This is a genomic window from Bacillus sp. RCC_6_1, from assembly GCF_041360755.1.
Taxonomy (GTDB): domain Bacteria; phylum Bacillota; class Bacilli; order Bacillales; family Bacillaceae_G; genus Bacillus_A; species Bacillus_A cereus.
Map to the genome: position 1 here is coordinate 81,016 of NZ_JBFUPV010000004.1, position 12,326 is coordinate 93,341.

Here is a 12,326-nt window from a genome sequence, read left to right on the forward strand (position 1 = left end):
GGGGGTGCTAACATGAAAAAACGATGGATTTCTTGGTGGATTGGTAACATATTTTGGATTATCGTTTTTGGAATATGGGCAGCTATTATTTGGCTACGAGATGTTGATGGGGCCGGTGTTACTCAAACACCCGAAATTAAATCAATATCACTTATCGTTTTATTAATCACGTTTATCATACCGGTATTTTTTCAAATTATATGGCTAATCATTAATTTGAGAATGAGTAAAAAAAATAATTATACGATTTAGCTTTTTGAATTAATAGATGAATATTTTTCATAAAAAAAGAGAGGAATCTACATCAAAATAGATTCCTCCCTTTTACATTTGGACTTATACTGCGCTTTTAATGCAGCACTACTCCTCTTTTTTACGATGCATGTTCATCTCTCTTCTTCATTAACGCTCTTTTCTTCATCGCCTTCGTTAAATATCCACCCTTAAACGAGCGAATTTCATACGAAGACATAAACGCTTTCGGTGCAATTTCATTAATGATTTCCAAAAGCTCTTTCTCTCTAGAACGCTTTGCAACGATATCTAAGCGATAACGGATTGAATTAATACCTTCACCTTCAAATACTGTAACGCCAAAGCCAGAGTGACGTAATTCGTCTACTAATTCATTACAACGGTCTAGTAAACTAACTTGATACGTAATATAACCAATTGCTAATTTATTCTCTATATAACCGCCTAATAATAGTCCTGTACTAAAGCCAATGACATAGGCAACGATGTTCATCCAATTTGATAAATCTTGAAACACAATACCTAAACTGACAATGTAAATAGCCCCTTCTAACAATCCAACACCAGCAGCGGATCTTGTTTGATTCTTTACAAGCAAAATCGTACGGATTGTTAAAATGGGAACGTAAATAATTTGAAGCACAAAAATAAGTAACGCTTGTAACATTGGTATCCACCTCTTTCAAAAAGTCTTTTGTCATAATAACATACATAACCTTTAGAAATCGATGGGTTTTTTAAAAATTTTTTATTATTTTTCATACTATTGAAAAACGTAAAAAAGAAGCGTATTATATTTGTCGTTAATTTGTTTACTTGTATCAAATCACTAAAATAAAAAAGGAACCCGATTAGGTCCCTTTCATCATAGCTCTATGTTTTTCGAAGCATGTTCCCTTTGCTTCTCTTCTTCTTTCACTAACTGCATATTTGCATACGCTAAATTTGCAATCATTAAAAAGTGGCCACCTAAAATACCTGTACCGAATGCCCACATTTCCATCTCATGCTCAATTTCATACATGATGATAGCTCCTAAAATGGCAGCTGCAAATCGGTTTAAAACTCCTAATCCAGGAGCCTTTTCCTTCATTACGATACTTTTTCCGAGTTTCTCCACTCTGCGAGCTAATAACCAAAGGCAATAGGCGCTTACTGCTAATCCAATACCGAACCCTGTCACTTGTTTTCCAAACGGAGTAATCGTCCACATAAGTAGTAAACCACTAAAGATCACATACAATTGTAATCGATATACACGTAAGGCTTCTTGAATCAAAATATCCGCTCCTAAGTTCTCATTTTTTGTACTTTTAGAAGAAAAGCAGCAACTTACACAGTTGCTGCTTTCTCTTCTTCTTGTTCTTGTTCCATCTTACGAATTTCAACACGTTTAATTTGGTAAGCGTCTTTTTCTAACACTTTAAATTCATAACCTTCCGCGTCAACGTGTTGTCCTTCTTCGATTTCATGATTTTGCATCATAATCCATCCACCGATTGTATCCACATCATCTTCTTCGATGTGTAATCCAAATAAATCTTTCACTTCTGAAATAAGCACTTTTCCATCAACAATGATATGTTGCTCGTTCACATGTTGAATTGGCGGTGCCTCATCTTCATCATATTCGTCACGAATTTCGCCGACGATTTCCTCCAAGATATCTTCAAGCGTTACAATTCCGGCTGTTCCTCCGTACTCATCATATAAAACAGCCATCGGAATTCGCTTCTTCTGCATTTGAAGTAATAAATCGTGAATTGGAGTCGTTTCCATCACTTCAATAATCGGACGCATATACGAGCGAATAGATGATAAATCTTTTTGATCCTCGGTCATATATCGAATAAAGAAATCTTTTACGTTGACCATACCGATAATATCATCTTTATCTTCTCCAAAAATCGGATAACGTGTGTATCGCTCATTTTGGATTACTTTCATGTGTTCTTCTACTGAATCTTCCAGGTAGAAACCAACGATTTCTGTTCGCGGTACCATAATCTCTTTTGCAATACGATTATCAAATTCAAAAATGTTATTTACATACTTGTATTCAGCTTGATTAATTTCGCCACTTTCATAGCTATCTGAAAGGATAAGACGTAATTCTTCTTCTGTATGAGCTACTTCATGTTCTGAAGCTGGCTTTAAACCGAATAAACCAGTTATCACACGAGCTGAACCGTTCAATACCCAAATAAATGGATACATTACTTTATAGAACATCATTAATGGACCTGCCAATAATAACGTTACCCTTTCAGCCTTTTGAATTGCCATCGTTTTCGGAGCTAATTCCCCTACTACAACGTGTAAATACGTCATAATCATAAAAGCAAGACCAAATGTTAATACTGATGAAATAGAAGGATTTAAGTTCCATTTCTCAAATAACGGGTGTAATAACTTTTCAATTGTCGGTTCACCTAACCAACCTAATCCCATAGCTGTAACTGTAATACCTAATTGACAAGCAGATAAATATTCATCTAAATTTGTTGTTACCTTTTTCGCTGCTAAAGCACCGCGTTTTCCTTCCGCAACAAGCTGATCGATACGACTTGAACGTATCTTTACAATCGCAAACTCTGCTGCTACGAAAAATCCAGTAAATGCGATTAAAATCGCAACCATGACTAAATTAAATATTTCCAATGAATCCCCTTAGTTAAAAAACTAAGGTGTCCACCTCCTGTATACTATAATGTTTTCTTATTTGTTTGTTAGAAAACATAGCCCGATACAAAAATTAAAGAGGTCGGATTTCACTTATTCTATAATAATAGAGCAAGTGTCTGTATTAAAGCTGTCGTTTGACCTGATAAAGATTTCGATATTTTTTCACGTTGTGAATCAGTCAATTCATCTAAAAGCGGCTTTAACTCAGTAAGCTCCACTTCTAATTGATGAATATGGTCTGTCACTTCATTCACTTGTTTCGAAACGTGTTCATTGATACCGAGCAGCTTCTTCTTCTCCTCGATTTTCTCTTTAATCTCACAAAGCGGCATATGCATTTCTTTGCACTTCTCAATAAATTGTAATGTCTCAAATGCTGTTTCGTCGTAATAGCGATAATTAGATTGAGATCGCTCCGCTTTTAAGATACCTAGATTCGTATAATAATCAATCGTTCGTTTCGACACGTGAGCCATGAGAGCCAACTGTCCGATTCGATACACCTTCCCAACGATCTTCCCCCCTTGTTTATATTACTTACATCATACAACACATAAACTGTACAGTCAAACGTGACGGTTTATTATTCACAATTTATACAAAATTCCAATCTCCTCCTATGATGATTCAATACGAGTAATCTACACTTATACAATAAAATTACTAAACTACTACCTAATCACTACATTGTCTGCCACTTTTAACCTTTCTTATTTAAAAGCATATCCTACTAATAATGATTGCTTGTATAGGAGGGAATTAATATGAAAAAGACAATCATTTCTCATTTTTATAATGAAGAATACCTACTTCCATGGTGGCTTATGCATCACACGAAAATATTCGATCACGGCATTTTAATTAATAGAGGGTCTACAGATCGTTCCGTAGAGATTTGTAAACTATTAGCACCCCACTGGGAAGTACGAAATTCAAGATTTCTTGAGTTTGATCCAACTAATACTGATATTGAAGTGATGGAAATTGAAAGAGAAGTTTCAGGTTGGAAAATCGTTTTAAATACTACTGAATTCTTTTGTTGTAATAATACTGAAGAATTTTTTTCATCTCTTCATACACTAGGCCAAAACATGTATGCGATTAGAATGATTTTAATGATAGATAATCATAATTATAATTATTCAAAGCCTAGATATTCTATCCCCTTAGTAGAACAGCGATACCACGGTGTCTTCCCTTATAACCCAAATCTCGGATGTGCTTGGAGATTTATTCACAATCATCTAGACGGTGCATATTTACCTGGTAGACATCATTCGCGGCACGGATATATAATTTATGACTATCCTTCATTTATTTTAAAATTTTATTTTAGCCCTTGGAATGAACAATCAAAAGCAAGAAAATTACAAATTACACCTACCCTTTCAAAAAGGGGTGTTCAAATGGGACTTCAAACACATTACGGTCAATCTCCTGAAGTACTGGACATACGTTTTTTAGAGCTTAGTAACCTAACACAAGACCTCCGTCATAACCCTGAATATCAAAAATTATTTCCAAAATTCAAACCGTAATATTTTCTGCATCGTCATCACCTCAAACATTTTCATTCACTTAATCAAAAACAATCTCATTTGCATAAAACATGAATACTGTATAAATAATAAATTTTTATTTTAGGAGGAAAAAATGAAAGCTGTTATTCTTGCTGGTGGGTACGGTACAAGAATTGGGGAAGAAACACATTTAAAACCGAAACCTATGATTGAAATTGGAACAAAACCCATTCTATGGCACATTATGAGTTTGTATAGTCATTACGGGATTACTGAGTTTATTATTTGCTTAGGCTATAAAGGATATGCAATTAAAGAGTTCTTTCTAAATTACAACTTACACATGTCTGATTTCACAATACAGTTAAACGATAATACAATTACTAGCCATTCTCATCGTGTAGAACCATGGAAAGTTACACTAATCGATACTGGTGTATATACCGAAACGGGTGGCCGAGTGAAAAAGATTCAAAATTATGTCGGAGACGAACCTTTCTGCCTCACTTATGGTGATGGATTAAGTAATGTAAATATAAAAGAACTTATTACATTCCATAAAAAACATGGAAAAATGGCTACTGTTACTGCCGTACAACCTCCTGGTAGATTCGGTTCTCTCATATTAGATAAACAGTCTGTAACATCTTTTCAAGAAAAACCATTAGGTGATGGCGGATGGGTTAACGGTGGATTTTTCATTTTAAATCCTGAAGTTTTCAATTACATTAGTGGAGATAAGTCTGTTTTTGAAACAGACTCTTTAGTTCAGTTAGTAAATAAAAATGAATTGGCCGCATATCAACATTCTGGTTTTTGGCATCCGATGGATACATTGCGCGATAAAAATAAATTAGTCGAGCTATGGGAAAGTAATAACGCTCCGTGGAAGGTTTGGTAATATGGCTTCATCATCTTTTTGGAATAAGAAAAAAGTATTTATTACGGGACATACTGGATTTAAAGGCTCCTGGCTCACCCTTTTCTTAAGTTCTTTAGGTGCAGAAGTAGTAGGCTTTTCTTCTCATCCCCCATCCATTCCTAACATTTTCGAACAAGGTAACGTAGCAAAAGAGTGCACGACAATGAAAGGCGATATTACAGATTACCATTCTTTATTTCATGCCATGAAGCAGCATAAACCTGACATAATATTTCATTTAGCAGCTCAGCCAATCGTAACTGCTTCATACAAAAACCCTATCGATACATTCAAAACGAATGTTTTAGGTACTGTTCACGTGCTAGAAGCAGCAAAGTCCGTCGAAAGCGTACGTGCCATTATTAATGTGACAAGCGATAAATGTTATGAGAATGACGGTAGTGGCGACCGAGCGTTCGTGGAAAATGACCGACTAGGAGGTTTCGACCCTTATAGCGCTAGTAAAGCTTGCGCTGAAATAGTGGCAACATCCTATCAAAAATCATTCTTCCGCACTAATACCCAGAAACTCGCCTCAGTCAGAGCTGGTAACGTCATCGGCGGTGGTGATTGGGCAGAAGATCGATTATTCCCTGATATCATTCGGGCATATTTGCACAATCATACTTTGTGTATTCGAAACAAATATGCCGTCCGTCCGTGGCAACATGTTTTAGATCCTCTACATGGCTATATCCTTTTAGCTGAGAAACTTTGGAATGATGCTAAATATGCAGAAGCGTGGAATTTCGGCCCAATGAATGAACCTAACAGAACCGTTCATGATGTCATTGAATCTGTAATAAAATTATGGAATAACCCACTAACAATCATTTCCTCCTCTACAAATACTCCTTATGAATCACCTGTTTTAACACTCAATAGTACAAAAGCAGTAAACAAACTCGGCTGGACTCCTAAGTTATCAACAGATGATTCTATCGCTTGGACTGTTGATTGGTACAAAAAATATGCATCTGGTGAAAATATAGAATCTTTCACACGACAACAAATCGATGCATTCAAAAATTTATAAAGGGGCTATAAAATGGAACAGAAAAAATGCCGTTTTTGCCACTCATTACTAACCAACACTTTTTTAGATTTGGGCGTTTCCCCTCTCGCTAATTCATTTGTAGCTCCTGAAAGCTCATATAAAATGGAACCTTTTTATCCGCTGCACACATTTGTTTGTCACTCTTGTTTACTCGTACAGCTAGATGAATTTGAATCCCCGCAAAATATTTTTCATAACTATTTATACTTCAGCTCTTACTCCTCAAGTTGGCTACTACACGCTAAACAATATGTAGAAATGGCGATTAAGCGTTTCAACTTAACGAAACATTCAAAAGTGATTGAAATCGCAAGTAACGATGGGTACTTATTACAATACTTTAAAAAAGAAAATATCGAGACATTGGGAATTGAACCCGCGAAAAACGTAGCAGAAATTGCTATCAAAAAAGGAATTCCTACTCATGTGAATTTTTTCAGTAATGACTTAGCAAAAAAATTGCCACAAGCTGATTTAATCGTCGCAAATAACGTATTAGCACATGTTCCAAACTTGCATGATTTTGTTGCTGGTTTAAAAACACTATTAAAACGTGATGGCACGATAACAATCGAATTCCCGCACTTATTAAACCTTATATCCTTTAACCAATTTGATACCATCTACCATGAACACTTCTCCTACTTCTCACTTATAAGCCTTCAAAAAATTTTAGCTCATCATCATTTACAAATTGTTGATGTAGAAGAGCTTTCAACACATGGTGGTTCATTACGTATTTTTGTAAACCATCTAAGTTCCCAATCCACTATCCATTCCAACGTTACAAACTTACTCCAAAAAGAAGTCAATCACGGACTCGATACATTAGATTGCTATCTCCTTTTTTCTAAACGAGTGGAACAATTGAAAATAAATATTTTAAAGTTTTTTATCAAAGCAAAAGCTTTAAACAAACAAATCATCGGCTACGGCGCTCCGGCTAAAGGAAACACCCTGTTGAATTATTGCGGAATAGGTAAAGAATTTTTAGCGTATACAGTAGATAAAAATCCTCACAAACAAAATCTCCTTTTACCAGGAACTCGTATTCCAATAAAATCTCCAGCAGAAATTAAACGTACAAAACCGGATTACATTCTCATACTTCCTTGGAATTTGAAAGACGAAATTATAAAAGAATGCTCTTTCATTCGTGAATGGGGCGGTAAATTTTTAGTGACAGTTCCAGAAGTTGAGGTGATTGAGCCATGAAGAAAGTTGTTGTAACAGGTGGTAGTGGCTGGATAGGTAAATATGTTGTACATTCACTTATACAAAAGGGATACGAAGTGCACGCCACGTATAATAAAAATAAACCCTCTCACCTCCCTTGCCACTGGCATAAAGTAAACTTGCTCCGCAATGACGAAGTAAAACAATTCATTTACGACGTTCAGCCTAGCCATCTCATTCACCTTGCTTGGGAAGCAGTGCCACCAGCATGCTATGTATCTATTAATAATTACTATTGGCTAAAGTCTAGTATTTCATTGATTCAGCACTTTACAACATGCGGCGGAAAGCGTGTTGTCGTTGCAGGTACTGGCGCAGAATACGAATGGTTTAACGGCGTATTATTTGAAGATTCACCGCTCCTTTCCTATAAAACCCCGTATTCTTTATGTAAAAATGCACTGCACTCCTGGCTAGAAACGTATGCACAACAAACAGGCCTCAGCATGTGTTGGGGCCGCATTTTTCATATGTATGGACCTCACGAACAAGGTAATCGGCTCGTTTCTAACATTATCACTTCCTTATTAAAAAACGAGGAAGCACTATGTACACATGGAAAACAATCGAGAGATTTCCTCCATGTGAGTGACGTCGCTGACGCTCTCGTAACAATATTAGAACACGGCGTTACAGGCACCATCAATATCGCTTCTGGTCAATCTGTACAAATTAAAGAGTTAGCTTCTATCATTGCTAAAAAGATAGGAAAAGAACATTTAATTAAACTAGGTGCAATCCCTTTCTCTAAAGATGAACCTTTATTTGTCGGGGTTAATGTAGAACGTTTAAAAACTGAAGTAAACTGGAAACCAACATACGATCTAAATACAGGAATAGAAGAAACAATTTTATGGTGGAAATCATTTATACAAAAACATAACGATATGCATCATTAAAACGTAAATCCTTCGTTCCTCTCGCTAATTCCTTATACCATTCTTCTAATCTTTCCGGCGTAACAATATGATGCGTACCCATTCCTCCATGCTTACTAGCTTCAGAAAGAGTCGGACCAATTTGTAACTTTCTCTTTCTCATCGCATCATTCCACGGACTAAACCCAAACCATAATATACAGGCAAGAGGTGGATAAATCATCGATTCATGCGCAGATAAATGTCTTCCAACCGTATAACTTCCATGCTCATGATTATGAATAAATCTTCCCCTTCTCCATAGTCTCCACTCCTCTGGTAAATAACCATGAAATCGCTGTTTCATTAAAGGTATTCCAAAGTTAAGTTCCGGATAATTATAGTTAGGATCATCGACCATAATAAGCCCTTCTAGCCAATACATCCTACCTCTCAATTCATCTAGTGATTTCCAAAACTGATTTTTATCTTGCATGCAAAGAAACTCAGTCGTATTTAAAATCATTTTCCATCCTTGTACTTCTTGTTCTATCCTCATCACTTCATGATCTGTCGCATATGCATCAAACTCTGGATTTACAGAATCTCGCACTTCCCAATGCGGTGCGAATTTTTTACAAATCTCAACGGAACGATCTGTTGAACCTTTATTAATTAAAATACCATGATCAAAAAGTTTCGTATGATGCATAAGCCACCATGGCAATAAATATTCTTCATTGTAAAAATGCGAAATAACGGTTGTAGTTATAATAATCTCCTCCTCTTTCTCTATTAATCTACTTTTTATCCTACAACCAATATACTCATAAGCAAAAATATGTTTCCTAATTATTGATCAAATATTATTAATATTTTTGTAAGTTTTCCTTTGGTACCCAGCCCTTCTCACCATCTCTTCCTTCGCCCCAAACCCATCCATTCAATTCTTCTAATCCAATCACTCTTTCTCCAATACTCACATTTAATTCTTTCGCAGTATATTGTTTTATAATAATTCCTGTTCCATTCATATCTTTTTTTATAATTTGCTCCGGAACCCATCCTTTCCGGTCATATTTCTCTTCGTGACAAAACATCCAGTTTTCCCAGTTTTCCGGACCAGCGTAACTCTCTATCATTTTCACTACATCCCCCTCTTCTAAGCGAATTGGATTAGGATAATTGCTAACATGTGATTTTATAACGATATATTTCATAACAACCTCCAATAATCAGAAAATTAAGTTATAATATCATTATAACTTAAAGAGGAGGAATGCACGCATGTACTACAACACTTCATTCGAAAACGATCAACCTGTAGCCCGTCTATAAACTAAGACGGGCAATCATATAACACATACACTACGCCTCGTCTTAGGGAACTCATAATACCCTAAAAATAGACGGAGGTACTTTACATGAAACAAACAATTTTAGGAGCTATATGTTTATCACTAGCAGCAAGTATATGGGGTGGTATGTATGTTGTTAGCAAATACGTACTCGATTTTATCCCACCACTAACACTCGTTTGGCTACGCTTTATCATTGCTTTTGTTGTTTTGTATGGCATTTTGAAACTAGCTGAGAAAAAGCAAAAGAAAAAAGTAACCATTCGCAAAAAAGATTGGCTCCTATTCGCTTGGATTGGATTTATCGGCTATTTCATTTCGATCACATGCCAATTTATCGGAACAAAATTATCCGACGCTCATACAGGCTCGTTAGTTACATCAGCTACACCTGCATTTATGGTTATATTTGCAGCGCTCATTTTGAAAGAAAAACTAACCGCTCGTAGACTTTTATCTACTATAATAGCGACAATCGGCGTCATTATCGTAATCGGGTGGGATATTGAAATTGGCTCCTATTTTATCGGAACAATCATTTTAGTTGGAGCCGCTATTACGTGGGCTTTACTATCTATTTATGTAAAGATCGCTTCAATCCAATTCTCATCCTTAGTTATTACAACGTATGCCATATTCTTTTCACTCTTTTTTATTACACCCTTTATGATATGGGAACTACAAACATCCTCTATCGGAACAGTAAATACGTACGTAATATTAGGCGTATTATACTTAGGTATTGTTTCAACAGCAGGTGCCTTTTTCCTTTGGAATAAAGGATTAGAATTAATAGATGCAAGCATCGGTTCCTTATTTTTCTTCTTCCAACCTATTGTTGGATCATTACTTGGCTGGCTCTTATTAAATGAGACATTAAATAGTAACTTTTTTATTGGCGGTATTCTTATTATATGTAGCGTTTTCATTACTACTTTTGAAAAGAAATAAAAAGCAGGCAGAGATTTTTAGTCTCTGCCTGTTCGCATTATTGGATCTTGATCGTGAAAACCAATACAAATCGGTATATTACTTTGCACTTCACTACGTACACTTATAAAACTACACAGCGTTTTAGCAATTAAATATAAAGTTACACCGACTGCTTTTTCACTTGTGTCAAAGCCATTTCCATTATACATATCTGCTAATTCTACAGACCCCGGCCCCTCAATATTATATGTCCATTCAGATGCCCAATCATCGTCCTCTTCTTCAAGTGGAATATATTCCTCACAAATATAAAACTGACTATCCCATTCGTTATCAAGGTCATACTCAAAATAAATCGCTTTTGATTCTTCATTAGTAGCCATTTCTACAGCTGAATCCAAACCTACTCGAATACTTTCCTTATATGACTCTAAATCAATTGCTTTAATTCGTTCTGCATATTCTGCAGACGCTAACATGCTACAAATTTCAAAATACTTCGCTTCTATTTGCTCTACTGCTAACGAAAAGACATCCTCTTGCATCTCTTCTAAATACTGAAATATATCCACACTAAACACTCCTCACTCTTTACGCACTCCAATGCGATGGACGGGATAACATTTTCGGTAATTTCGTATGCTTATTCCCTTTCGCTGCGTTAATTTGAACTTGCGTCAGAAAAATACTATTTGTAAAATCAGCCCCGCGAATATCTGCATCTCTTAAATCTGCTCCGATAAGATCTGCTCCTCTTAAATTTGCTCCATTTAAGTTAGCCGCAATTAAGTAAGCACCCCTTAAATTTGCACCTTGTAAATTTTTCTTTTTCAAATTTGCTCCCATAAGATCTGCTCCGCGGTGAATGATTCGTTTCTTACGTGCAGTATTCATTTCCTTCCATACTAATTCGCTCGTTTCTAAAAGAAGAATGTTCACCTCTGCCCTATGCATTGGAACATTTATTTTCATTAACTCATCTGGATTTAAATTCGAAAGTCGCTCTGTCTCCTCAATTGCGGTCTCCAGCTCTTTATGAATTGGCTGTGTTGCCTTTAAAAGAATCGCCTCATTCAAATACCAAAGCATTTCATGAAGTTGATGCATAACTGGAAAAGCATCGTACATTTTTCTTGCATGCTTTGCATCTTTCCGCCAATCAATCCCTTTAAACGTACCCTGAGAAATCTTCTGTCCAGCACCGAAACACTCAAATACTGTACAACCTTTATAACCTTTTCCTCTAAGATTTTTATGTATACTACATTTAAAATCTGATTGTAAGTTGGAACATGGTTTACCACCATCTTTATTCACTGCAAAATCTACCGATGCTGCGAACGGTAATGCAACGCAACATAGACCGAAGCATTTTTCGCAGTTTGCTTTTAAATGATCGTTATGATTAGTCAAAATCTATACCCCCTGTTGTCTTTTGACTATTTCATAATATTCCAACTGTAATAAATAATCAATTTTAAAATAAACCAGCATCTTTCGTTT

At 35.8% G+C, this 12,326-nt stretch carries 15 protein-coding genes; 7 read left to right on the forward strand and 8 right to left on the reverse strand.

The window, feature by feature from the left end:
• The first annotated feature begins 12 nt into the window (after positions 1 to 12).
• On the forward strand, positions 13 to 252 hold the full coding sequence (locus AB6801_RS14755) for a DUF3923 family protein (RefSeq protein WP_000747683.1): 240 nt from the start codon (positions 13 to 15) through the stop codon (positions 250 to 252).
• Between the two features lie 121 nt (positions 253 to 373).
• Here AB6801_RS14755 and AB6801_RS14760 read toward each other — a convergent pair whose 3' ends face one another.
• The 4 genes from AB6801_RS14760 to AB6801_RS14775 form a co-directional block, all read right to left on the reverse strand.
• Positions 374 to 922, reverse strand: coding sequence for a DUF2179 domain-containing protein (locus AB6801_RS14760; RefSeq protein WP_097999243.1), 549 nt, complete (start codon positions 920 to 922; stop codon positions 374 to 376).
• Positions 923 to 1,120: 198 nt separating this feature from the next.
• Positions 1,121 to 1,534: an ATP synthase subunit I gene (locus tag AB6801_RS14765; protein ID WP_000613876.1), complete on the reverse strand. Its 414-nt coding sequence runs from the start codon at positions 1,532 to 1,534 to the stop codon at positions 1,121 to 1,123.
• Positions 1,535 to 1,587: 53 nt separating this feature from the next.
• Entirely contained in the window at positions 1,588 to 2,916 is a 1,329-nt protein-coding gene (locus tag AB6801_RS14770) for a hemolysin family protein (protein WP_000402256.1), read from the reverse strand.
• Positions 2,917 to 3,035: 119 nt separating this feature from the next.
• Positions 3,036 to 3,443 carry a MerR family transcriptional regulator gene (locus tag AB6801_RS14775; protein ID WP_000285634.1) on the reverse strand — a complete coding sequence of 136 codons (408 nt, stop codon included), beginning with the start codon at positions 3,441 to 3,443 and terminating at the stop codon, positions 3,036 to 3,038.
• A 261-nt stretch (positions 3,444 to 3,704) separates the two neighbouring features.
• Here AB6801_RS14775 and AB6801_RS14780 point away from each other — a divergent pair, with 261 nt between their 5' ends.
• From AB6801_RS14780 to AB6801_RS14800, 5 genes are all read left to right on the forward strand, one after another.
• Positions 3,705 to 4,478 carry a glycosyltransferase family 2 protein gene (locus tag AB6801_RS14780; protein WP_000750974.1) on the forward strand — a complete coding sequence of 258 codons (774 nt, stop codon included), beginning with the start codon at positions 3,705 to 3,707 and terminating at the stop codon, positions 4,476 to 4,478.
• Positions 4,479 to 4,593: 115 nt separating this feature from the next.
• Entirely contained in the window at positions 4,594 to 5,361 is a 768-nt protein-coding gene (gene rfbF, locus AB6801_RS14785) for a glucose-1-phosphate cytidylyltransferase (protein ID WP_097999242.1), read from the forward strand.
• Position 5,362: 1 nt separating this feature from the next.
• The gene (gene rfbG / locus AB6801_RS14790; protein ID WP_000168658.1) at positions 5,363 to 6,418 is read left to right on the forward strand and encodes a CDP-glucose 4,6-dehydratase; all 1,056 of its coding nucleotides are present in this window, start codon (positions 5,363 to 5,365) and stop codon (positions 6,416 to 6,418) included.
• Between the two features lie 12 nt (positions 6,419 to 6,430).
• Positions 6,431 to 7,654, forward strand: coding sequence for a class I SAM-dependent methyltransferase (locus AB6801_RS14795; RefSeq protein WP_000435771.1), 1,224 nt, complete (start codon positions 6,431 to 6,433; stop codon positions 7,652 to 7,654).
• Complete coding sequence (locus AB6801_RS14800; RefSeq protein ID WP_000758371.1) at positions 7,651 to 8,574, forward strand: NAD-dependent epimerase/dehydratase family protein; 924 nt, start codon at positions 7,651 to 7,653, stop codon at positions 8,572 to 8,574. Before AB6801_RS14795 ends, AB6801_RS14800 begins: the two co-directional genes overlap by 4 nt.
• Here the strand turns inward: AB6801_RS14800 and AB6801_RS14805 are convergent.
• Positions 8,543 to 9,343, reverse strand: coding sequence for a glycosyltransferase family 2 protein (locus AB6801_RS14805; protein ID WP_097999240.1), 801 nt, complete (start codon positions 9,341 to 9,343; stop codon positions 8,543 to 8,545). The genes AB6801_RS14800 and AB6801_RS14805 overlap by 32 nt on opposite strands.
• 58 nt (positions 9,344 to 9,401) lie before the next feature.
• Positions 9,402 to 9,752, reverse strand: a complete 351-nt coding sequence (locus AB6801_RS14810; RefSeq protein WP_000875283.1) for an SH3 domain-containing protein — start codon at positions 9,750 to 9,752, stop codon at positions 9,402 to 9,404.
• Positions 9,753 to 9,956: 204 nt separating this feature from the next.
• On the opposite strand from AB6801_RS14810, the gene AB6801_RS14815 reads away from it, so the two are divergent.
• Positions 9,957 to 10,841, forward strand: coding sequence for a DMT family transporter (locus AB6801_RS14815; RefSeq protein WP_000814735.1), 885 nt, complete (start codon positions 9,957 to 9,959; stop codon positions 10,839 to 10,841).
• Positions 10,842 to 10,858: 17 nt separating this feature from the next.
• Here the strand turns inward: AB6801_RS14815 and AB6801_RS14820 are convergent, their stop codons facing one another.
• Entirely contained in the window at positions 10,859 to 11,395 is a 537-nt protein-coding gene (locus AB6801_RS14820) for a hypothetical protein (protein ID WP_000350930.1), read from the reverse strand.
• A gap of 19 nt (positions 11,396 to 11,414) precedes the next feature.
• Positions 11,415 to 12,236 (reverse strand): pentapeptide repeat-containing protein, encoded by an 822-nt coding sequence (locus AB6801_RS14825; protein WP_000181432.1) that lies wholly within the window; start codon positions 12,234 to 12,236, stop codon positions 11,415 to 11,417.
• Positions 12,237 to 12,326: the final 90 nt, after the last annotated feature.

What these genes read in the sequence shown, in the direction of transcription:
- AB6801_RS14795 (WP_000435771.1), top strand. Translation starts at nt 6,431, where the DNA reads ATGGAACAGAAAAAATGCCGTTTTTGCCACTCATTACTAACCAACACT.
- AB6801_RS14815 (WP_000814735.1), top strand. Translation starts at nt 9,957, where the DNA reads ATGAAACAAACAATTTTAGGAGCTATATGTTTATCACTAGCAGCAAGT.
- rfbF (WP_097999242.1), top strand. Translation starts at nt 4,594, where the DNA reads ATGAAAGCTGTTATTCTTGCTGGTGGGTACGGTACAAGAATTGGGGAA.
- AB6801_RS14760 (WP_097999243.1), bottom strand. Translation starts at nt 922, where the DNA reads ATGTTACAAGCGTTACTTATTTTTGTGCTTCAAATTATTTACGTTCCC.
- rfbG (WP_000168658.1), top strand. Translation starts at nt 5,363, where the DNA reads ATGGCTTCATCATCTTTTTGGAATAAGAAAAAAGTATTTATTACGGGA.
- AB6801_RS14780 (WP_000750974.1), top strand. Translation starts at nt 3,705, where the DNA reads ATGAAAAAGACAATCATTTCTCATTTTTATAATGAAGAATACCTACTT.
- AB6801_RS14810 (WP_000875283.1), bottom strand. Translation starts at nt 9,752, where the DNA reads ATGAAATATATCGTTATAAAATCACATGTTAGCAATTATCCTAATCCA.
- AB6801_RS14800 (WP_000758371.1), top strand. Translation starts at nt 7,651, where the DNA reads ATGAAGAAAGTTGTTGTAACAGGTGGTAGTGGCTGGATAGGTAAATAT.
- AB6801_RS14755 (WP_000747683.1), top strand. Translation starts at nt 13, where the DNA reads ATGAAAAAACGATGGATTTCTTGGTGGATTGGTAACATATTTTGGATT.